Here is a 21,864-nt window from a genome sequence, read left to right on the forward strand (position 1 = left end):
TTTAATTTTAGAAAAATAGAATGGTATCTAAAAATTCCACAACCTGCATAGGAGAGCTATATGAACTGGTGAAACAAAATAACTTTACTTCTTTTTCAGAGTTACGCTTGATGTTCCCTAACGCAGATCAGGTAGGCAAGCTAACGGTATTTAATGTTGGTGGAAACAAAGTAAGATTAGTTGCTGCTGTTCACTACAACAGGAGAAAAGTTTACATCAGAGCTGTTTTAACTCACTCAGACTATGATCAAAATAGATGGAGGAAATAAATTATGCAAAACATCAAGATAAAGCAAGCAGAAAAAGCCTGGATTCCTCTTGCGAATTTTATTTATGTCCCTCATACCGAAAAAGAATATGATCAACTTGTCCTTTTGCTAGATGATCTCGTTGATGAAGTTGGTGAAGACGAGACTCATCCTCTAGCTTCTATGATGGAAATACTCGGCATATTAATTGAAAATTATGAAACAAATTATGTGGCTGAATTGACCAATAGTTAACCTTGACTAGTGCGTAGAGCGGGTTAGTGCAGCGTAACCCACCGAAATTGAACGACTCTGTGCAATTAGCGGGTTACGGACTTACACCCTAACCCGCTCTACTTTACGGTTGCTGATGCGACCTAATGACGGGTACGCGATGCGTACCCTACTTGGCTACTGAATTCACTACAAGCGTCGTGGTCAATTAACGCTCTGAAAATATCCATGATACAACCGAACCAAAGGACAGCATGATGACAGCAAGAAAAATTCAAAAGTGGCTGGAAAGCATCATAAAAGTAAAAAGGATTCAAGAAGCACTGGAAAATGCTCTAATTAACGATAGTAAAATGAGATATGAATTATACGAATATGAACTGGAAGAACATCTGGATTACTGGAAGTCATCCATGATTATGGATAAGGATGATTTTGTTTTTGCCGTAACCGTGCGTAGAAATGATGTAACAATGGCGCTCGATATAGCCATGCTGCTCATTGAAAAATCCGAAGAGGCTTATATCAATGAATCTGCCAGAGAACGATTAAAAGAGTTATGGAAAAATGCCTACTCAAATAATATAAAAATGCTGGCGCCGCAATTTGCAAAGCAAATAAATAGCGGTGAAATAGCTTTCACTGGCGTTAAAACTTCCGATACCTTCAAAGCCTAGTCACTTTTGCCCATCACCCTTGGCCTTCTTCTTCGGCTATTCGCCGGGTCATTATTTCCAGCACACCAAAACTATCCCCATGAACGAAATCACACGTAAACCGGACTGGGTTCCTGCTGATGCCGGAGCCGAATTCACTACCAGCGTTATGATCGGCGTTGAAGGCGGTCATGATGGCATTCCCGGCCAAGCCAGCGTAGCCGTGCCGCGCCGACCGATCCCGCGTCGCCGTCGACTGAGCGTGGATGAATATGTGGCGGGAGTCTTGGCCGGCGACCGCAACATTGTCGCGCAGGCGATTACCTTGGTGGAAAGCAATGCTCCAGCCCATTTCGATATGGCGCAAGAGGTATTGCGGCAACTGATTCCCAATACCGGTAATTCCATCCGTGTGGGGATTACCGGCGTGCCGGGCGTCGGCAAAAGCACTTTCATCGAAGTTCTTGGTTTGCAACTGTGTGAACTGGGCCACAAGGTCGCCGTGTTGGCGGTAGACCCCAGCAGCACCGTGACTCATGGCAGCATTCTGGGCGACAAAACCCGAATGGAATTGCTTTCGCGTGATATTCGCGCTTTCATTCGCCCTTCACCCTCCAGCGGCACTTTAGGCGGCGTGACCCGCAAAAGTCGAGAAACCATTTTGATTTGCGAGGCTGCTGGCTTCGATGCGATTCTGGTGGAAACGGTGGGTGTCGGCCAGAGTGAAACTACGGTGCGCTCAATGGTAGATTTCTTCCTGCTGCTGATGTTAGCCGGGGCTGGTGACGAGTTGCAGGGCATTAAAAAAGGTATCATGGAGTTAGCCGACGCTCTGCTGGTTAATAAAGCCGACGGCGATAACAAGGTTCGCGCCAATGCCGCTAAAGCCGATTACAACCGCGCCCTGCACTATCTCGCTCCCGCGACCAAGGGCTGGCACACCCGCGCCTACACCTGTTCGGCAGCGAACGGCGAAGGTATTGAGGCCATTTGGAAAGTGATCGGCGATTTTCGCCAGCAAACTACCGCCAGCGGCGTATTTGAAAAGCGCCGACAGCGCCAAACCCTGGATTGGGTATACTCTATGGTTGAGGAGCATTTGCGTGCCAGCTTCTTTAGTCATAGTGGGGTCGACAGCATTCGCGCCGAGATCGATCATGCAGTGATTGAAGGCCATATACCCCCGACCGTAGCGGCGCAGATGTTGATCAGGAAATATGAGGGTTAGGAAACCTACAGGTGGAACCAAACAATTGCATGGGGAATGTCAATGATGGACTGGGCTGAAATCTGTGCGAATCCAATTCTTAGAGAACTCCCCTTCAAGATACAAACCGACAAATGGGGTCATATCATCATGAGTCCGGCGACCAACGAACACGGAATGTATCAAGCTAAAATTACAGCTTTATTGAGCCGGTTAATTGATAATGGTATCGTTATTACCGAATGCTCGGTCCAAACCCGGGAAGGCGTGAAAGTGACTGATGTTGCTTGGGCTTCAAGTAGTTTCATCGCCAACCATCGAGGTGAAAATCCGTTTCAGCAGGCCCCACAACTTTGCGTGGAGATCTTGTCCCCTTCAAATACAATGATGGAAATGAATGAAAAAAAGGAGTTGTATTTTGCCGGGGGCGCCAGAGAAGTTTGGGTTTGTGATAAAAACGGGAACATTACGTTTCACCAAAACACCGGCGAGATCGAACATAGTGAACTTGCTGGTTATTTTCCTAATCCAGTGCTGATTTGAGGAGGAAAACATTATGCTTCGCAGTCCCCGTGATTTCTTCAAACCTAAAGTTGTTGGCGCTCCAGAACCACTGCGGGAAATTCCCGTATTGCCATCGCGGATGATTCATTTCTTCGATCCCAGCAATCCGAAAATGGCGGTTAAGGTACCGGATATCGCCAAGACGGTAGATATTATGCTGGGCAATCTGGAAGACGCCGTGCCGATTGACCGCAAGGAAGCCGCCCGCGAAGGATTAGTAAAAATCGGCAAGGCCGTGGATTTCGGTAATACCCAGTTCTGGACTCGGGTCAATAGTCTGGATAGTCCATGGTTTATTGATGATTTGACTCGGCTGGTCGGTGAAATCGGCGATAAGCTGGACGTGATCATGCTGCCCAAGATTCAGGGGCCATGGGACATTCATTTCGCTGATCAATTACTGGCGCAATTGGAAGCCAAATATGGTGTGAAAAAGCCGTTATTGATTCATGCCATTCTGGAAACCGCGCTCGGCGTCGCTAATGTGGATGACATTGCTAATGCCAGCCCGCGAATGCAGGGGATGAGCCTCGGTCCTGCCGATTTGGCAGCATCGCGGCGAATGAAGACCACGCGAGTCGGCGGTGGTCATCCCGATTATGTGGTGCGCACCGATCCTGATCCGAATAACCCCAATGCGCTACGACCTACTGCACAACAGGATTTATGGCATTACACCATTGGTCGGATGGTGGACGCCTGCGTCAGTGTGGGTGCGCTGGCTTTCTACGGCCCCTTCGGTGACATCGCCGATTTGGTGGCCTGTGAAGATCAGTTCCGCAATGCGTATCTGATGGGCTGCGTTGGCACCTGGACCCTGCATCCCAACCAAATCGCCATTGCCAAGCGGGTGTTCAGCCCGAAAGCGGAGGAAGTAACCTGGGCCAAGCGAGTGGTCGAGGCCATGCCCGACGGCAGCGGCGCGGTGATGATTGACGGCAAGATGCAGGACGACGCGACCTGGAAACAGTGCAAGGTCGTCTTGAATCTCGCCCAATTGATCGCCAGCCGTGATCCTGAATACAAGGCGTTGTACGGGTTCTAAAAACGCATCAAGCCCTCTCTCCCAGTGGGAGAGGGTTAAGGGGCACTGCCATTAACTTAAGCAATTTCGTGAACGGTTCAGACCTGACCTCAAGGTACGCAGTGCGTACCCTACTTCAATCTTGCCGCTGTAGCCGCTGTAGCCGCTGTAGGGTACGCACTGCGTACCGCTTAAGTTAATGGCAGTTGAGGGTTAAGGGGCAACGGGACCCGCCAAACAACGCTCATTTCCTACCCCTTTCCCAACAACTAGAGGAAGTTTTGGTTTACTCCCCACGCTAATCGGAGCAACCGTTCGTGATCCAGCCGTTCTCCATCGCTCGTTTACCGCGTATCGAATTCGGTGCCGGCTCCATCAGCAAACTACCCAGCCTAATCGCTCAATACGGCAACCGGGTGTTGCTGGTGACCGGCCAACGCTCATTCCTCAATTCGCTGCACTGGCCGACATTACTGGCAGCGTTGGAACAGGCTGAAATCGGTTGGGAACACACGCGGATTGACGATGAACCCTCGCCGCAACGGGTAGATGAAGCCGTCCGGCAATTCCAGGGCAAGGATATTACGGCAGTCGTCGGCATCGGCGGTGGCAGTGTGCTGGACGCCGCTAAAGCGATTGCCGGTTTACTGCACATCGGCGATTCCGTCATGGATTATCTGGAAGGAGTCGGGCCGGAGAAACCGTATCACGGTCCCGCCGCACCGTTCATCGCGGTGCCGACCACTGCAGGCACCGGCAGCGAAGCCACCAAAAATGCCGTACTCAGTGTGCGCGGTCCCGCCGGTTTCAAAAAATCCTTCCGCCATGATCTGCTGGTTCCGGAATACGCCCTGCTGGATCCCGACTTGCTGGCGAATTGTTCTCAGCCGCAGATCGCCGCCAACGCGATGGACGCGCTGACGCAATTGCTGGAATCCTATGTTTCGATCAAAGCCAATCCATTGACTGACGCCTTGGCGGAAAGCGGGCTAAATGCAGTGCGGGAAGGTCTATTCGCCTGGTACGAGGGTAGCGAAGAAGCGGCTGCTGGTCGGTCGCACATGGCCTATGCAGCGCTGCTATCCGGTGTCTGTCTGGCGCAAACCGGGCTAGGCTCGGTGCATGGGCTGGCTTCGCCACTGGGAGCATTTTTCCCCATTCCGCATGGCGTGGTCTGCGGCACACTGGTCGGCGTCGCCACCCGCGTCAATCTCGCCGCACTGCGCGAACGCGATCCCGAAAATCCTGCATGGCGCAAATACGCCCGCGCCGCTGAAATTCTGCACCGGCAGCACTATGCTGATTTTGGTGAAGCTCATGCCGCGTTGCTGGGGTTGCTGGACGACTGGACTGAACAACTGGCTTTACCTCGATTAAGCGCCTACGGGATTCAGGAGAGTGATTTCGCCCAGGTGGTCGCCCATTCGCGGGGCAGCAGCATGAAGACTAATCCGCTGGTGCTGCGTGATGCTGAAATCGCGGCTGTACTCAAACAGCGGCTGTAAACCCACTGAATCACGGCCAGGAGAACCTGTTATGAAAAAACCTCCCGCTCCTGATGATCGCCCTTCTTCCAGACCAGCAGGCACGCGGCCCTCTACCGGCGTAGTCGTGGACCGGGAAACCGTTGAACTCAAGCGGCTGGAAAAGCGGATTGGCCGGGTTCACTTGCAGCAACGATTAGGCATTGAAGCCGACCACGCGACCCAAATCTTCGGACGCGGACGAACGGTCTTTCACATCGAAAACTGGTATTCGATCCATGCCCTGATTCGCCTGACCCTGCGTTGCCTGGGGCTGTACGGTTGGGGGGTGCGCAACGCAACCTCCATTCAGATCCGCCACAACGAAGTTGTTATCCCCCACTTGCCCGCCGCCTTCGACGGCCTGACTCTGCTCCACCTCAGCGACCTGCATCTCGATATGGCCGACGGCTACCCTGCCGCGCTGATCGAGCGCCTACAGCAGGTGCAGTACGACTTTTGCGTGATGACTGGCGATTTCCGGGCCAAGACTTTCGGTGACTACCAAGCCGCCCTCGCCGCCCTGGCCCAAGTGCGCGATGCTCTCCACGGTCCGATCTACGCGGTCCTGGGCAACCATGATTCCATCCGCATGACGCCGGGGATCGAGGCGTTAGGCATCACCCTGCTGCTCAACGAGGCGGTGGCTCTGGAACTCGACGGTGAGGTTATTCATCTGGCGGGTATTGATGATCCGCACTATTTTCAGGTGGATAATTTCGACAAAGCCGCGCAGCACATCCCGCCGGACTCGACCGCCATCCTGCTCTCGCATTCGCCGGAACCCTATCAGCGGGCCGCACACGCCGGTTTCGACCTGATGCTGAGCGGCCACACCCACGGTGGACAGATTTGCCTGCCAGGCGGGGTTGCCCTGATGACCAATGCGGATTGCCCACGCCGCTTCTGCAAGGGTGCTTGGCGCTACCATGCCATGCAGGGTTATACCTCAGTGGGATCGGGCGCTTCGGTGGTTGGAGTCCGGTTCAATTGTCCGCCGGAAATCACCCTGCATCACCTGCGAAGCGGATCGACCCCGGATCAATAAGGCCGGTTACGAATGCCGATCCAGTAGAAGATCGGTGACAACGCAAGTTCCAGCGCGATAAAGCCGACCACCGTCCCGCCAATAACCGGCCAGTTCAATGCAAACTCGCCTGCTATCGCCAGCAGCGGCAACAAGGCTTCGGGAATTTGATCCAGTCCCAGAGCCATCCCGCTGGTGGGTATACCTAACCGCCGTTTGATAAAGCTCGACAGCAGATCCCCGATCATGGCGGCGATGCCGATGATGCCTCCGATCCATGCCGGCACCTCCAACAGCACCGCCCCCACACCCGCTGCCAATGCAGCCGTGATCACTCCCCGCCAGGTCTTTGAATCTCCCAGCCAGCGCCGTCCATCCGCCAGCACCCGGCCTCCGTCAATTGGTTGCTTAGCCCAAGTGCCGCAGACTGCCGCCGCAAGCACCGGGGCGCCATTTGCGATCACAATCAGCAGCAGCAATTTGATTTCGATAGGTAACATGTTGCAATCCGATCCTTCGAGAATCTTTACTACCAAGGTGACCGGTACATACCAGGCAAAAGCGACAGCCTCAGCCTACACTGATCCAACCGTTGCCCGCCCGTTTCTCTCAGCGATCACGCTTCAAAAACCAAGGAGTTCCTCAATGAAGATGCCCCTTATTAGCACCAGTCTCAGTGTTTTGTGCGGATTATTGTTATTGACCACGGCCCAAGCTGCTGATCCTCACTCGCCGGTTGGTCAATGGAAAACAATTGATGACAAATCGGGCAAGCCCAAGAGTATTGTGCAGATTACCGAGGATAACGGAATACTGACCGGCAAGATTGTGGAATTGCTGGAAGGCGCTGCCGAAAAAACTTGCAGTAAATGCGAAGGCAATCTACAGGATAAACCATTAGTCGGGATGCGCATCCTGTGGGATTTGAAGAAAGACGGCGATGAATGGATCGACGGCAAAATCTTTAATCCAGCCGACGGCGGTACCTACACCAGCAAAGCCAAGCTGAGCAGCAACGGCAAGACTCTGGAGGTCACCGGCAAGTGGATGTTCTTCAGCAAGCAACAGCAATGGCAACGAGTGAATTAAGCATGTTGACGCCCCGCTCCCGCTGGTGGGGGCGGGATTGGTAGTGAGGGCTATTCTGCCGCCGGTTTGATCTCTGGAACCGGGATGCCGTGCTGCCGGCAAGCGGCAGTCAAGGTGTTGAGCAGCAGACACGCTATCGTCATTGGCCCGACTCCACCGGGAACCGGAGTGATCGCGCCCGCCACCTCAACCGCCGAGGCAAATTCCACGTCGCCCACCAGCCGGCCTTTACCGTCCGGGGTCGGGAGGCGGTTGATTCCGACATCAATGACCGTCGCTCCCGGTTGCAGCCAGTCGCCCTTGACCATTTCCGGCCGCCCTACCGCCGCCACCACAATCTCCGCCCGCCGACATTCCGCCGCCAGATCGCGGGTACGGGAATGAGCCATCGTGACCGTGCAATGCTCGCGCAGCAGCAGCGCCGCCATTGGCTTGCCGACGATATTGGAACGCCCTAACACCACGGCCCGTTTGCCCGCCAGATCGCCTAATTGATCCTTGAGCAACATCAGGCAACCCAGCGGGGTACACGGCACCATCGCAGCCCCTCCCACCGCCAGCAGGCCGGCATTGAGCGGGTGAAAACCATCCACATCCTTGCTCACCGCAATCGCTTCGATCACCGCCTCTGGATTAATCTGCTTGGGCAGCGGCAGTTGCACCAGAATCCCGTTGACCGCCGGGTCCTGATTCAACCCGGCAATGCACGCCAATAACTCGGTCTGGCTCGCGGTCACCGGCAATCGCTGCTCGAAAGAGTTCATGCCCGTTTCCCGCGCCTGCCGACCCTTGTTGCGGACGTAAATCTGGCTGGCGGGATCTTCGCCCACCAGCACCACCGCCAGACCGGGGGTGATACCGTGATCAGCTTTGAGTTGGGTAATCTGCGCGGTGATGCCGGTGCGCAACCGGGCAGCGAAACTTTTACCGTCAATGATGGTGGCCGTGGCCATGAGATTCCTCGTGATAGACACTTTACTTCGAGTGGCAGGGTGAATTAATTGGGTAAATATCACAAAAAAACAGCGAGCGCGATTGCCCGGCGTTGCCTCTCACCTTGTCTTGTCTGTAACTTGCCCGTAATCTTTGCGTGCTTTCCCAACTACACCCAACAGGAGTGCGCAGGCCGTGTCAAGTCAGGACCAGCAGATCGTGTTCGTATTTCCGGGACAGGGTTCCCAGTACGTCGGAATGGGCAGTGACCTGCTCCGCGATTTTCCAGTCGCCCAGCGGCGCTACGAACAGGCCAATGACATCGTGGGTTACGACCTTGCCAAGCTCTGCCTGGAAGGGCCGGAAGAAGACCTCAAGCTCACCCGTCACACCCAGCCCGCCCTGCTCACCCACTCGCTGGTCTGCCTGGACATTTTCCGCGAACTGACCGAGGGTCAAGTGCAACCGGCGCTAACGGCGGGTCACAGTCTCGGCGAATACTGCGCCCTGGTCGCGGCGGGCGCGCTGGATTTCGAGACTGCCCTGCGGCTGGTGCAAAAGCGCGGTGAGTGCATGGGAACTTACGGTGACGGTGAAATGCTGGCTTTCCCGCTGCACCTTGACAACATTCAGTCCTTGGCCGAGAAGCACTATTGCGCCATTGCGGCCTCCAACCTGCCCGATCAGACCGTGGTCGGCGGACGCGGCGAAGATCTCGACCGGTTGACCGAGGACGCGCTGGCTCACTTTCCCCGCAAAAAGCCGACCCGACTCAAGACCGAAGGCGCCTTCCACACATTCTATATGATTACCGCTGCTCTGCACTTCCGTCCGGTACTGGACGCTGCGGAGATGCATGCACCCACCCTCCGCGTCCTCTCCAACTACAGCGGAACCCACCACGATCCCGATCCGGCCACCATCAAAACCCGGTTGTTCTATCAACTGTTCCACCCCGTCAACTGGATCGGTAACCTGGAAACCGCCTTTCGCGACGGTGTGACCACCATGGTCGAATTTGGCGGTGGGCTGGGCAGCGGCGCGAATCCCGAGGATAAGCGCCCCAATCTGGAAAGCATGGTCAAGAAAGCGCTGCGCGGCTCGGATTACAGCGTCCACTACCACGCCGCCATCAATAGCCAAACCTTGCGTCAAACCGCAGCAGCATTACAACCATGACCCGCATATTTGCTCAGGCTCAACGCGCCCGCCGCCTGCTTAACCAAGTCGCGATGCAACATTTGCATCGCCGTTGCGAGGCGATCCGGGTGTTGCCGGCAGCGGAACCCGCGTCTCCTACCCTGCGATCCAGCGAGAACGTCGCGCCGCAGTCCGAAACAATGGCGGCGGAACGACCCGTCTATAGAAGTCCGGTCTGAGTGGTGAAATCGCCGCTTCAAACCACCCCGGCGCTTCGCGCCACACCTCCTTATCCAAGGAGCAACTGTGTTGAAAACATCAGGCCCTGCACTCCTCAGGAGGCTGCCTGGGGGGGTGGCCTTAAGCATCGTGTTCAGGAGGGTCAACAATTTGCGCATGCAGGCCGTCAGAGCGACCTTGGCCGGTTTGCCTGCGGCCCGCCGCCGTTGGTAAAAGGCGCTTTGATGATGGGATTGAACCGGCGGGCGGTGAAGGTCGCCATGTACAGCGCCGTGCGAACCACTGCCCGCCCGCCGAAAATCGACCGCTGTCCTCGATACTGACCCGAATCCCGATTCAACGGACAGACGCCCACCCAGGCGCTGATTTGACGCCGATCCAGCGTCCCCAACTCGGGCAGCAGGGCCAGCAAGGTCACCGACGTGACTGCGCCAATCCCGGGAACGCTCTGCAACAAATCGTCTTGCTCGCGCCACACCGGACTGGCGCGGAGGCGGCCGTGGAGGTTGTTATCCAGGGCCTGGAGGCGTTGCTCCAGCCCAGTGATGGTCGTGCGGATATCCGCTTGCACCTGACGATGCGCGCTCGCCAAACGATTCTTCTCGGCGGTAAGCATCGCGATCAATCGCCGCCGACGCTGGAGGAGCGCGGTTCACAAAAACCGGAACACGGCGCTGCAAGCTCTTTAACCGGATCATGGATCCCAGAGGGGAATCGCGCTACCACGTTCTGGGAAAATCTACCAAACTTCAAACATACAAAGGGAATTTCACAATTTCAGCCGGATTGCTGCATCCATCCGTTAGCAGATGCCCGCCGCAGGCAAGCCAGACTGTAGGCCAGCGCCTTGCTCATATCCTGTTGTCGCCGCAGATAAAACCGGGCGTGCGAGGCTGGGCTATAACCGACCCGCACGCCCAAAATGGCGGGATGCTCCAGGCGGAATACATCTTCATCGGTGTCATCGTCGCCAAAGAAGATCGCCCGGCCAAAGCTCTGTTCCGCCATTAGCCGCACCAAGGCGCTGCCCTTGTTGGTCTCGGCATCGGGAAACAGGTTAACCACCCGTTTGCCGCCGCTGATCTGCGGGGCCGGCTGCAAATTGGGCAATGCCGCGTTAATGACCGCCAGCGCCTGATCGGGATCGGCTGCGTTGCGGTAGTGCAGAGTCAGGGTGTACTGCTTGTCCTCGACCCACACCCCCGGCAGATCAACCCGCCCCCCGCTCCAGCGCCGGGACCAGCCGGACGGGGCGACCGTCGGCAACGGCGAGACCTGCAATTGCTCCAGCCAGCCGTTTACCAGGCCCTGCACCCGTTGCAATTCGGGATGGGTCGGATCACCCCAGTCCAGCCCGTGGTTGCCGATCATGAAATCGACTTCCACCCCAGCGAGCAGGGTCGCCAGTTCAGGGCGATGCCGCCCGGACAGGACGGCCACCGGGACATAGTGGCGCAGACGGCGCACCAGCGTCTGGATGTTCACCGCCAACAGCGTCTCGCGGGGATCGCTAGCCAGCGCGGTCAGGGTGCCGTCGTAGTCCAGGGCGAACAACGGGCGCTGGCGACACCATTCGCGTAAGGCCGCGATACCGGTTTTGGAGAAGAAGGGTTGCACGAATGATTTCCCGTAGATAGAGGGGTTCAGGAGAGTTCTTTCAGTTGCGGCGCATTAGCGCCCAAACTGGACAGCTTGAGGGCGAAGCGGTTTTTCCGGCGCACCGTCGCCGCATCGAGCAGCATCCGGCCCGCCCAGCGGAAGATGTTGAATTCACTGACGTAGCTCCGCATCGCATGCATCCGCTCCCGCTGCTCGCTGGCCGGCATGGACAAGGCGACATGCAACGCCTCGGCGCACTGCTCGATGTCGTAGGGATTCACAATCAGCGCCTCGGTCAGTTCCCGTGAGGCGCCGGCAAACATGCTGAGAATCAACACGCCTTGTTCATCATCGCGGGCGGACAGATATTCCTTGGCGACCAGATTCATCCCGTCATGCAGGCTGCTGACCAGACACAGCACCGCAGCGCGGAAATACTGAAAGACATCGACCGGCTCATGGTGTTCGATCTTGAGAATGATCGGTTGATAACGGCCATCGCCATACTTGATATTGATCTGCTCGGCCATCGCCCGCACCTCGGCGTCGAAATGCTGATAGGCCGGCAGCGAGGAGCGGGACGGCGCGGCGATCTGCACAAAGGAAAACTGGCCAATCCATTCGGGATGCTTTTCCAGCAGGCGTTCGATAGCGCGAAATCGTTCGACAATGCCCTTGGTGTAATCCAGCCGGTCAACCCCAATCCCGATCAGAATGCCCTCAGGGATGTTGTCGCGGGCATGAATCCGCTGGAGGCATTCCGGACCAGGCGGCACCTCCGCCAACCAGCGTGGCGGCCATTCAATCGAAATCGGGTAGGGCCGCACCAGGGTGATCTTGCCGTTGTAGGAGATCGACGAGGTCTCCCGTTCGATCCGCGACTCCAGAAACCGATCCACCGTATCAATGAAATTGTCGGCGTGATAGCGGGTATGGAAACCCATGATGGTGCTGCCGAGCAAGCCTTCCAGAATCGCTTCCCGCCACGGGCAGATGCCGAAGACTTCCTGATTGGGCCAGGGAATGTGCCAGAAGGTGATGATGGTGGCTTGCGGCAACTGGGCGCGAATCATCTGCGGCAGCAGGGCAAAGTGGTAATCCTGAATCAATACCACCGGGTCGGCGCTCCGCGCATCCCGCACCACGGCATCGGCGAATTTCTGGTTGACCTTGACGTACTCCTCCCAATCCGAACCCCGGAAAATCGGGCGGGTATGGGCGATATGGCACAACGGCCACAGCCCTTCATTAGAGAAGCCGTAGTAGTAGCCGAGTTCCTCTTCCTTGCTGAGCCAGACCCGGTGGATTTCATACTGCGGATTGTCCGGCGGCACCTTGACCCGGTCCCGTTCGTCCACCACCTCACGGTCAGCAGAGCCATTGCCGTGCGCCACCCATACCCCGGAGCAGGCCCGGACAATCGGCTCCATCGCCGTAACCAGCCCGCTGGCCGGAAAATGGACCTCAATCTGATCGCCGACCCGACTATGGATGTAGGGCTGGCGGTTGGACACCACAATGACTTCATCGCCGGACAGTTCAGTGGACAGGATTTCACGCAGTTTTTGCGGGGTCCAGTGCAGTTGCAGGTCGTCGCTGATAGCACGGTTATCTTCCAGATCCCGCATCAGGTTCTTGATGTCGCGCAGGATCGGTTGAAATTCCTGGTGCTGGGGCGCAACCAGGTTATCAGCAAGGCTGGGCTTGCGTACCTCGTTGAGCAGGGTTCGCATCGAATTCATCCATTCCTTGCGGCTCCAGCGGGCTACAAGCACCGCAACCAGCGAGGTCACTACGCCAATGATCAGAATCAGCGCAATCAGATAATTACGGGTGTCGCCGCTGCGCCGCTCGGCCACGCTCAGGTCATGGACGATGATCAGCCGGCTCAACCCAACCGCGACGGATGACGCGCCTTCTGCCTCGACTGACAGCGCGACCAGGGGGGTGGCAGTGATACTGAAGCGGCCCCCCTTGAGCGTCTTGGTCATCAACGGCAACGGCGTATTGGCTGAGGTTTGAGGGTCGGTGGGGATATCCTGACAAGCCAAATCCGCCGGGAACAGGATGGTTTTGAACTCCAATACATTGTTGGCATCGCAATAGCCCATGGCCAGGATGCGTTCATCCTGGGCGACCTTGTCCAGGAGCGCCTGGATCTTGCTTTTCCGCTCGCGGCCCTTCGTTAACAGCAAGGGCTGCAAGCTTTCCTGAAGGGTATTGGTCACCAGTTGGCTACGCAATTCCAGATCCTTGATAAACCAGCGCTGGGTCACTAAATCCATCACCGGAACCATCATTGCGCCAATGATCCCTAACACGATGATCAGGGGAATGACAAACTTAAGAATCAGTTTCATTTTGGTTCCAGTAGGTCATAAATTTGGCCCCGTTTTTAGAGCCTTTCTTAACGGAATACATTAAATGGTCGGCCATTGCAATTATCCTGTCAATAGCCGGAATATTTTCAATGCAGGTTAAAACCCCAAAACTGAAAGTTACCGGCCAGTCATTTTTATCCATGACACTCATCAGATGATTTTGAATTTTGGCGATCACAATCTGTGCTGAGGCCTGATCGGTAACCGGTAGCAGCAAAATAAACTCATCACCGCCAACTCTAGCGACAATATCGCTATCACGCAAATTTTCCCTAATCGCATCGACCACTGCACAGAGCAGCTTATTACCGGCATCATGGCCTCGCGTATCGTTGATCGCTTTAAAATTATCGACATCAATATAGGCCAGACTCAAGGCGTATCCATAGCGGATGGCACGACTAACCTCGACTTCGGCAATCTCATGGAAGGCCCGAAAATTAAGGCTTTTTGTGACAGGATCTTCGCGAGAGAGATCATGTTTTTCCAGAAGAAGGGTTTTCAATGCCCTCAACAGGAGTGCGATAATGATCAGCAAGATAAAGCGCGACAGATAATTCCAGCTATAGACCAATAGATTAGGGTAAATACGGTTTAAAAAATAATCGACCGCGAGCCAAGTCACCGCACTGAATAGCGAGATGGCAATTGCAGTATTTTTGTTGGAAAACCACGCAGCAATAACGACCGGAAACAGGTAAAACAGTGCGAAGGTAATTTGAGACCCTGTTATACAATCGACAACACCAATACCCATAACGCTCAGAAACGCGATGATCACCAAGACCCAATATTGCCTGTTACACATTGTTTGTAGAAAAATTTGTGAATTCACCGACTAACTCTCCGTATGATTGATGTGATACTCACGAAGGGAGGAGACGCTTTTCGCAAGGCTCATCCCCCATTCAGAATCTCTAATATTAACGACATCCGGGTACTCTACAACCGGTAAATATCCCTGAAGGAAAAATCGTCATGTATCCCTACGCCATCATCGGCAATTGCCAAGTCAGTGCCTTGGTCAGTGAGCGAGCCAGCATTGACTGGTACTGTGCGCCGCGCCCCGATTCTGAACCCCTATTCGGGAAATTGCTCCTCCTGTAAATTTTCCTGTGATTCGCACGACGGGTTGGGTGAGTACAACGCACACCTCTCAGCAAGATCAAAGAGTTAGATGAAGCCGATGTTCTAGCCCAGGCCGCAAATCATCGCCATCACAGGAAAATTTACAGGAGGAGTTTTTCCGCTGGATTGATTCCATCGACAACGAGTCATAAAAACAGGACTTTCGCTTTCCGTCATTCCCGCGTAGGCGGGAATCCAGTAAGCCGCTGAAAAGACTGGATACCCGCTTTCGCGGGTATGACGAATTTACGGGTTTAGCGAAAGTCCTGAAAAAATTACAGCAAGCAAATGGTGCGCCGCATAAAGCTGGTTCTTACCATTCAATACCGCTGCACTGATAAATTGGCGATGACCACATAAAGCGAACGATCCCGCAGCCCCTTTCTGGAGAAACATGACGTGTCCCGACGGTTGCAGCGTTCGACCTGGCGCCTGATCGCGCTGCTGGTCAGTATGCCAACAGCGGTACTGATCTTCGGCAGTATTTACCAACTGGGTTCGACCTATCTGGAAGAAAAGCCCATTAACTTCTGGTCGAGTCTGGAATGGGCCTCTGAGACCCTGACCACCACCGGGTACGGTGCCTACGCGCCTTGGCATCATCCGGTGATGACGCTGTTCGTGATCCTGACCCAGTTTGTCGGCATGTTCTTCCTGGTGCTGGTCTTCCCCGTGTACGTGTTGCCCTACATTGAGGAACGGTTCGAGATGCGGCTGCCGCACATTCTGCCGGCGATGGCGGGGCGAGTGCTGTTCTATCGCTATGGCCCTACGATTGACTCGCTGCTGGAGGAATTCCAGCGTGTCGGCGCGGCGTTCGTCATTTTTGAAGAAGACATGACGCTGGCCCGCAGCCTGCGTGATCGGGACTACCCGGTTGTTTTCGGGACGCTCGACGAAAATCCGGGTGTGCTAGCAGGAGTGGAGCGGGCGCAGGCGGTGGTCGCTAACGCCGGCGACCATGCCAACGCGATCTGTATCCTGATCGCCCGCGAGCAGGGCTTTAGCGGTCCGATTTACGCGCTGGCGAACGATCCCCTGTACCGGCCTCCCATGTTAAAGGTGGGGGCATCCGCCGTGTTCACCCCAACCCATGTACTCGGCGCGGCGCTGGCGGCGCGGGCCAGTACCCGCATCAGTCCCCCCGCAGAGGGACTGCATCTCCTCAGTGCGCAGGTGGGCCTTGCCGAATTCCGGGTTCGGGCGGACAGTCCGTTGGCCGGGCAGCGGCTGGGTGAACTGCGGTTGCGCGAACATCACGGCGTCACCGTGATCGGCCAGTGGTGTGGCGGTCACTTCACCATCGCCACGGGGCCGGACACCCGCATCGAGCCAGGCGCGATTCTGGTCGTGGTCGGTGCCCACATCCATCTGGCTCAAGTCGAGCTTCTAGCCGCGCCAATTCGCCGTACCGGTCCTATCGTGGTGGCCGGTTACGGCACCGTCGGTAGCAAGGTGGTGGAAATGCTGCGCGACGCCCATGAACTCACCATTGTGATTGACCAACAACTGGTTCCCGGAGTTGACATCGTTGGCAACATCCTTGAACACGCCACATTGGCCCGAGCCAGTGTGCGTACCGCGAGCGCGGTGGTGTTGGCGTTGAGCAACGATAGCGAAGGGGTCTTTGCTACGGCGGTGGTTCGCGATTACGCGCCCGAAGTTCCGCTCATTGTCCGGGTCAATCGGGCACCGAATATTCCACGGTTGTATCAGGCGGGTGCGGACTTCGCTTTGTCAGTGGGTCAGGTCGCGGGGCAAATTCTCGCTTACCATCTCCTCGGCGAAAAGACGGTCGCGGTTGAACAGCGCCTCAAATTCATCCGGGTGGCAGCAGGCGCTCTAGCAGGCGCGCATCCGTGGCGTACTCAGGTGCGCGAGCGAACCGGGGCCGCCGTGGTGGCGCTAGAGCGGGATCAGACCGTTTTCGTCAAGTTTGATGACGCCTTCCGGGTCCACCCGGACGATATCCTGTTCGTCTGTGGAACGCCGGACAGCCTGAAACAGTACCTGCACGAGTTTCAGGCAACGCCTGCCGAAAATCTGCACACTTGAGAGGGTCGCACCATTTCATGCGAGCGCATCGAACAGGCTGCCGAGCAGGTTGTTGTTCGTCTGGATCACCTTGACTCCGGCTTGAACCTGATACAGCGCCTGTTGCTGATCGATCAGGGGCTGGATCACATCTCCGGTGGCAGAAGCCGGCGACGCGGGATCGGTCATCGATTGGCGGGCGATGGTTTCCGCACTTTGATCCAAGCGCTTTATGCCTGACTGGATCACCGCGATACCTGAAAAGACTGAGCCGATCATTTTCACCTCCATAATACATTAGTCCTACTAAAGAACACTTTTGATTGTATAAAATTCTGGCTGTTTTCGCCAGTCAAAGAGCAAAATAGAATTGACTTCATACGACGCTCCACCACTCTCCGTTTTTTGCAACATTACCCTGGACATCCTCCCCCCTCCATCAACAATTCCCTGTTCAGGAAGCCGCAATGATCTCTCATCTGATCCCTCGCCCCGATCTCGCGTACCGGCCGTGGATTCGCAGTGGCAGCAATTCATCAATAGGTGATGATGTGCAGCCGGGTGGTCCGGGCGCGGTCACTCCGGTTCAATCGGAGACAAAAAATAACACCCGCACTGACAGCATATCCCCTCTGGAGAAGAAGTCTGCGACGGGCAAGGACAAAGCGGTCACTGGAGCCGTGGTTAATAAAATCCAGTTGAATGAAGCAGAGTTAGCCATGGTGCGCGAGTTGAAGCAGCGTGACTTGAAGGTGCGTCAGCACGAGATGGCGCACTTGGCCGCCAGTGGCGGCTTGGCCCAAGGCGGTCCCAGTTATAGCTACCAGCGCGGCCCGGACGGGCAGAATTATGCGATCGGCGGTCACGTCAATATCGATACTTCGCCGGGCAAAACCCCCGAGGAGAATCTGCAAAAAGCGCAGACGGTTCTCGCCGCCGCGCTCGCCCCCGCCGATCCATCCGGCCAGGATCTCGCCATTGCGGCTCAGGCGAGTCAGAGAGCCATGAAAGCAAGAATGGAACTCGCCCAGCAGCAAATGGCGGAAAGGGGCTACCTCTTCCATCGTGGTGAGGAGACACCGGCTGGCCGGTTGGCCCAGCGGTTCGTCTCCGCCATTACGCCCAAACCCCAACCCTTCATTCAGTTAGCGGCTTGATCATTATTCAAATCTGAAGAAATCGTTATGCCCACTTTCAACCGCGAGTTTCGTTCACTGTTTTTTAATATGTTGATTTTTATAGGCATAAAGCTTATCGCGATCCTTGGTATTTCTGTGCAGTCATTCGGAGATTAAATATTTTCTTGCGTTGCAGTGCAGCGCGATTGGGCTATGCTGAAATTTCCCCAGTTCATTCTTTCATTGCTAAATTCAAGGAGTAGCGCCATGCACATCTCACAAGATTTAATCAGTGGCAGTCTCTGCCCGATAACCGCCGCTGTAAGCGGCCTTTTTCTGGCTGGCGCGGCATGGGCTGCTTACCGGTCGGTGGAAAAGCCGCACGCGCTGCGTTTTGCCGCGGTTAGCGCCTTGGTGTTCGCCGCCCAGATGATGAACTTCCCGATCAGTGGCGGCACTTCGGGACATCTGGTTGGCGGGGTCCTGGCCAGTGCGTTGCTCGGGGTGCCGTTCGGGGTACTGGCGTTGGCACTGGTGGTATCGATCCAGGCATTGGTATTCGCCGATGGCGGTTTGACGGTGCTTGGCGCCAATGTGTTGAACATGGCGGTGATTGGCGCTGGATTGGGCGGCTTATTGCGGTTGTGGTTGTTGAAGACACTGCCGGCCAGTGGAACCCGGTTCTGGATCGCCGCCGCGCTGGCCAGTTGGGCCTCGGTGATGCTGGCGGCGCTGGCCTGCTCGGTCGAACTGGCGCTGGATGGCGTACTGCCATTGCAACAGGTGGTTCCGGCGATGCTGGGCGTCCATGCGCTGATCGGAGTGGGTGAGGCGCTGATCACTTGTGCGGCGCTGGCGTTGTTTGATCGCCCAGCGGTGATCGGAGCGGTTCCCGCCTCCCGTCGGTTCGTTGCGCCAACGCTGGCCGCGCTGCTGATCGCGCTGTGCCTGAGTCCGTTTGCTTCAGCGTTGCCGGACGGTCTGGAAGCGGTGATGGCGCAATATCAGCTTCTGCACGAGGCTGCGCCGCTGTTCGTAACCCCGCTGGCGGACTACCAGGTTGCGGGCGTTAGCTCCGAGATGCTGTCTACCGGACTGGCCGGACTGATTGGCGTAGTGCTGACCTTTCTGGCTGCCGGGGCGCTGGCGTTGCCGCTGACGCTGACCCGCGCCCGCACGGCGTAAAGCTCTACTTTCCGGCGCTGCCCGCAACCAGGGCGGCGCCGTGGCTGCGAATGACCTCGGTGTAAAACCGGGCGCTGGCTTTAAAAGTTCGCTGCTGCGTGGCGTAGTCCACATGGATCAGGCCGAAACGCTGCGAATAGCCATGCGCCCACTCGAAATTATCCAGCAGCGACCAGGCGAAATAGCCGCGCAGATTCACCCCGTTTTGTTGCGCCGCCAGCGCCGCGCACAGATGATCACGCAGATAGCGTCGCCGCAGCGGATCGTCCACCTCACCGTTGTTCGCTTGCGGCGGATCGTAAAAAGCCGCGCCGTTTTCAGTGATGTACAGCGGTAGCGAGCCGTAACGGCTGGCGACCCATTGCAGAATATCGGTCAGCCCTTGCGGGTACACTTCCCAGTCCAAACCGGTATGCGTCTGCCGATCCTGCCGGACTTTAGCAGCCGCCAGCGGCCAAGCATTAGGATCGTGGCGCACTACCTGTCGGCTGTAATAGTTGATGCCCAGAAAATCCAGCGGCTGGCGGATGAAATCCAAATCTGATTCGGGAAATACCGGCCAGGCTGGGCCAAAAATCTCCGCCAGTTCTGGCGGATAACTGCCCAAAAACACCGGGTCGAGGTAGTGGCGGTTAAAGTCGGCATCGGCGCGCATGGTGGCGTTCAAATCCTCGACTGTTTCAGTGGCTGGATACTTCGGCTCCAGATTGACCACCAAACCGATTTGGTGCCGACCTTCGGCCCGATAGGCTTGCACCGCAGCAGCGTGCGCCCGCAGCAGGTGGTGGGCAGCGATGGGGGCGGCATAGGGATTGCGCTGGCCCGGCGCCAGCGCGCCATGCAGATAGCCGCCGTCTACGATTACCCACGGTTCGTTCAGCGTGACCCACAGCTTCACCCGATCATCCAGCGCCCGGAATAAGACCTGCGCGTAGTCGGCGAACCAGTGGGCACTCTCAGGATTCAGCCAGCCGCCCCGGCGATCCAGCGCCGCCGGCAAATCCCAGTGATACAGCGTCACCATCGGCTGAATGCCCTGCTCCAGCAACGCATCCACCAACCGCTGGTAGAAGTCCAGCCCGCACCGATTGACCAGCCCTCGCCCTTCCGGCAGCACCCGGCTCCACGACACGCTGAAGCGATAGGCGTTGAGTCCCAACTCCCGCATCAGCGCCACATCGTCCCGATAGCGGTGGTAATGGTCGCAGGCCACATCACCCGTTTCATTGTGGCGAACCCGGCCCGGCGTATGGGCGAACTCGTGCCAGATGCTCGGCCCGGCGCCATCGGCCAAGGGCGATCCTTCAATTTGATACGCCGAGGTGGCAGTGCCCCAGAGGAAATCGGCGGGAAATAACGAATGGGCGGACATAACGGAAAGTTCCAAAGCGGAAGTTATCGGCAGGAACAGGTATCGGCGTTCCCATGATCCAGCGCTGCGCCATCCCCGCCAAAAAAGTGGAGTTGCATCGGATCCAGGCTCAGGCGAACGGTATCGCCCGGATGGAAAATCTGGATGCCGGGCAGTCGCGTCACCAGCGTCGAACCCGGCGCGTCCATCCCGCTCATCCGCGCATACAGCAGCGTTTCATGGCCCAGATATTCAGTGGCGCTAACTTTGGCGTGCAGACCGTTGTGCGCCTCAGCGTTGGCAAGATGCAGATGTTCAGGCCGGAGTCCGGCGGTCAGCAGCCCATCCCACTGGCGATCCGCCATCGGCGCCGGCAGCGGCATGGTTTGTTCGCCCAAGCGAAGTTGACCGCCATCGCCAGCGGAAGTCACCCGAACCGGGAACAGATTCATCGGCGGATTACCGATGAACCCGGCCACGAAGGTATTGGCGGGGCGCTCGTACAACGCCTGCGGCGGCGCGATTTGTTGCAGGCGGCCCTGATCCATCACCGCCACCCGGTCGCCCAGCGTCATCGCCTCGGATTGATCGTGGGTGACATAGAGCGTGGTCGCGCCCAATCGATCCAGTAACTCACTGAGCTCAGAACGAATTTGCACTCGCAAGCGGCTGTCCAGATTCGACAGCGGCTCGTCCATCAGGAATGCCGCCGGTTGTCGCACCAGCGCCCGCCCCATGGCGACCCGCTGCCGCTGACCGCCGGATAATTGCTTCGGGAAGCGGTCGAGTAAAGCGCCGAGACTAAGCAGTTCTGCCGCCCACGCCACTTGCCGGGCGATTTCAGTTCGAGGCAACTTGCGCATTTTCAGCGGAAATTCCAGATTGCCCCGCACTGTCATGTGCGGATAGAGGGCATAATCCTGAAACACCATCGCGACATTGCGTTGTTGAGGCGGCAGGTGATTAATCAGCTCGCCGTTGATCCACAAGCCGCCACGGGTCGCCTGATCCAGTCCTGCCAACAGCCGCAGCAGGGTGGATTTACCACAACCGGACGGTCCGACCAGCGCCACCAGCTCACCGTCGGCAACGGAGAGACTAAGGGCGAAAAGAGCCTGGGTTCCCCCGGGATAAATCTTGTCAATCTGCTCAAAAGCAATGCTGGCCATATCCGCCATCACTC

23 protein-coding genes and 1 pseudogene are annotated in these 21,864 nt (G+C 56.6%); 15 read left to right on the forward strand and 9 right to left on the reverse strand.

The features are described 5' to 3' along the window. Positions 1–20: 20 nt before the first annotated feature. The 8 genes from BN874_RS23700 to BN874_RS12430 all read left to right on the forward strand — a co-directional run bounded on the left by BN874_RS23700 (position 21) and on the right by BN874_RS12430 (position 6,504). Entirely contained in the window at positions 21–269 is a 249-nt protein-coding gene (locus tag BN874_RS23700; RefSeq protein ID WP_081756370.1) for a type II toxin-antitoxin system HigB family toxin, read from the forward strand. A gap of 3 nt (positions 270–272) precedes the next feature. Further along, complete coding sequence (locus tag BN874_RS12400; RefSeq protein ID WP_034433814.1) at positions 273–503, forward strand: hypothetical protein; 231 nt, start codon at positions 273–275, stop codon at positions 501–503. A gap of 233 nt (positions 504–736) precedes the next feature. After that, the gene (locus BN874_RS12405) at positions 737–1,159 is read left to right on the forward strand and encodes a hypothetical protein (RefSeq protein ID WP_051497790.1); all 423 of its coding nucleotides are present in this window, start codon (positions 737–739) and stop codon (positions 1,157–1,159) included. 79 nt (positions 1,160–1,238) lie between these two features. Then, positions 1,239–2,366: a methylmalonyl Co-A mutase-associated GTPase MeaB gene (gene meaB / locus BN874_RS12410; protein ID WP_034433914.1), complete on the forward strand. Its 1,128-nt coding sequence runs from the start codon at positions 1,239–1,241 to the stop codon at positions 2,364–2,366. 42 nt (positions 2,367–2,408) lie between these two features. Next, complete coding sequence (locus tag BN874_RS12415; protein ID WP_230314425.1) at positions 2,409–2,888, forward strand: Uma2 family endonuclease; 480 nt, start codon at positions 2,409–2,411, stop codon at positions 2,886–2,888. Positions 2,889–2,901: 13 nt separating this feature from the next. Further along, entirely contained in the window at positions 2,902–3,954 is a 1,053-nt protein-coding gene (locus BN874_RS12420; RefSeq protein ID WP_034433816.1) for an HpcH/HpaI aldolase/citrate lyase family protein, read from the forward strand. A 296-nt stretch (positions 3,955–4,250) separates the two neighbouring features. Then, positions 4,251–5,438: an iron-containing alcohol dehydrogenase gene (locus BN874_RS12425; protein WP_034433818.1), complete on the forward strand. Its 1,188-nt coding sequence runs from the start codon at positions 4,251–4,253 to the stop codon at positions 5,436–5,438. Positions 5,439–5,469: 31 nt separating this feature from the next. Further along, positions 5,470–6,504: a metallophosphoesterase gene (locus tag BN874_RS12430; protein ID WP_081756371.1), complete on the forward strand. Its 1,035-nt coding sequence runs from the start codon at positions 5,470–5,472 to the stop codon at positions 6,502–6,504. On the opposite strand, the gene BN874_RS12435 is transcribed toward BN874_RS12430, so the two are convergent. Further along, a complete protein-coding gene (locus BN874_RS12435; RefSeq protein ID WP_034433822.1) occupies positions 6,498–6,983 on the reverse strand; it encodes a CDP-archaeol synthase in 486 nt (161 codons plus the stop codon). The genes BN874_RS12430 and BN874_RS12435 overlap by 7 nt on opposite strands. 145 nt (positions 6,984–7,128) lie before the next feature. On the opposite strand from BN874_RS12435, the gene BN874_RS12440 reads away from it, so the two are divergent. Then, positions 7,129–7,572: a DUF2147 domain-containing protein gene (locus BN874_RS12440; RefSeq protein ID WP_320411471.1), complete on the forward strand. Its 444-nt coding sequence runs from the start codon at positions 7,129–7,131 to the stop codon at positions 7,570–7,572. A 50-nt stretch (positions 7,573–7,622) separates the two neighbouring features. Here BN874_RS12440 and folD read toward each other — a convergent pair whose 3' ends face one another. Beyond that, positions 7,623–8,525, reverse strand: coding sequence for a bifunctional methylenetetrahydrofolate dehydrogenase/methenyltetrahydrofolate cyclohydrolase FolD (folD, locus tag BN874_RS12445; protein ID WP_034433824.1), 903 nt, complete (start codon positions 8,523–8,525; stop codon positions 7,623–7,625). 175 nt (positions 8,526–8,700) lie between these two features. Between folD and BN874_RS22640 the strand changes: the two genes are divergently transcribed. Beyond that, a complete protein-coding gene (locus BN874_RS22640) occupies positions 8,701–9,684 on the forward strand; it encodes an ACP S-malonyltransferase (protein ID WP_051497792.1) in 984 nt (327 codons plus the stop codon). Beyond that, positions 9,681–9,884 carry a hypothetical protein gene (locus BN874_RS24590; RefSeq protein WP_154724913.1) on the forward strand — a complete coding sequence of 68 codons (204 nt, stop codon included), beginning with the start codon at positions 9,681–9,683 and terminating at the stop codon, positions 9,882–9,884. Before BN874_RS22640 ends, BN874_RS24590 begins: the two co-directional genes overlap by 4 nt. Positions 9,885–10,004: 120 nt before the next feature. On the opposite strand, the pseudogene BN874_RS12455 reads toward BN874_RS24590, so the two are convergent. The 4 genes and pseudogenes from BN874_RS12455 to BN874_RS12470 form a co-directional block, all read right to left on the reverse strand. Then, positions 10,005–10,354: pseudogene (locus tag BN874_RS12455) on the reverse strand (transposase); the annotation flags it as partial. 308 nt (positions 10,355–10,662) lie between these two features. Continuing rightward, positions 10,663–11,502, reverse strand: a complete 840-nt coding sequence (locus BN874_RS12460) for a trehalose-phosphatase (protein WP_051497794.1) — start codon at positions 11,500–11,502, stop codon at positions 10,663–10,665. Between the two features lie 26 nt (positions 11,503–11,528). Continuing rightward, positions 11,529–13,844, reverse strand: a complete 2,316-nt coding sequence (locus BN874_RS12465; protein ID WP_051497795.1) for an alpha,alpha-trehalose-phosphate synthase (UDP-forming) — start codon at positions 13,842–13,844, stop codon at positions 11,529–11,531. Next, positions 13,828–14,700, reverse strand: a complete 873-nt coding sequence (locus BN874_RS12470) for a diguanylate cyclase (RefSeq protein WP_154724914.1) — start codon at positions 14,698–14,700, stop codon at positions 13,828–13,830. Before BN874_RS12470 ends, BN874_RS12465 begins: the two co-directional genes overlap by 17 nt. Positions 14,701–14,843: 143 nt before the next feature. Here BN874_RS12470 and BN874_RS25750 point away from each other — a divergent pair, with 143 nt between their 5' ends. Together BN874_RS25750 and BN874_RS12475 are read left to right on the forward strand one after the other, a co-directional pair. After that, on the forward strand, positions 14,844–14,972 hold the full coding sequence (locus tag BN874_RS25750; protein WP_230314426.1) for a trehalase-like domain-containing protein: 129 nt from the start codon (positions 14,844–14,846) through the stop codon (positions 14,970–14,972). Positions 14,973–15,392: 420 nt separating this feature from the next. Then, on the forward strand, positions 15,393–17,048 hold the full coding sequence (locus BN874_RS12475) for a potassium channel family protein (RefSeq protein WP_034433828.1): 1,656 nt from the start codon (positions 15,393–15,395) through the stop codon (positions 17,046–17,048). 15 nt (positions 17,049–17,063) lie between these two features. Here BN874_RS12475 and BN874_RS12480 read toward each other — a convergent pair whose 3' ends face one another. Then, positions 17,064–17,306: a hypothetical protein gene (locus BN874_RS12480; protein WP_034433830.1), complete on the reverse strand. Its 243-nt coding sequence runs from the start codon at positions 17,304–17,306 to the stop codon at positions 17,064–17,066. A 188-nt stretch (positions 17,307–17,494) separates the two neighbouring features. Between BN874_RS12480 and BN874_RS22645 the strand changes: the two genes are divergently transcribed. Together BN874_RS22645 and BN874_RS12490 are read left to right on the forward strand one after the other, a co-directional pair. Then, positions 17,495–18,184, forward strand: coding sequence for a putative metalloprotease CJM1_0395 family protein (locus BN874_RS22645; RefSeq protein WP_051497796.1), 690 nt, complete (start codon positions 17,495–17,497; stop codon positions 18,182–18,184). Positions 18,185–18,412: 228 nt separating this feature from the next. Then, positions 18,413–19,330, forward strand: a complete 918-nt coding sequence (locus tag BN874_RS12490) for an energy-coupling factor ABC transporter permease (protein WP_034433832.1) — start codon at positions 18,413–18,415, stop codon at positions 19,328–19,330. Between the two features lie 4 nt (positions 19,331–19,334). On the opposite strand, the gene BN874_RS12495 is transcribed toward BN874_RS12490, so the two are convergent. Next, complete coding sequence (locus tag BN874_RS12495) at positions 19,335–20,702, reverse strand: GH1 family beta-glucosidase (protein WP_034433835.1); 1,368 nt, start codon at positions 20,700–20,702, stop codon at positions 19,335–19,337. 23 nt (positions 20,703–20,725) lie between these two features. Next, positions 20,726–21,850 carry an ABC transporter ATP-binding protein gene (locus BN874_RS12500; RefSeq protein WP_034433932.1) on the reverse strand — a complete coding sequence of 375 codons (1,125 nt, stop codon included), beginning with the start codon at positions 21,848–21,850 and terminating at the stop codon, positions 20,726–20,728. Positions 21,851–21,864: the final 14 nt, after the last annotated feature.

The sequence above is a fragment of the Candidatus Contendobacter odensis Run_B_J11 genome, from assembly GCF_000531125.1.
GTDB lineage: Bacteria > Pseudomonadota > Gammaproteobacteria > Competibacterales > Competibacteraceae > Contendibacter > Contendibacter odensensis.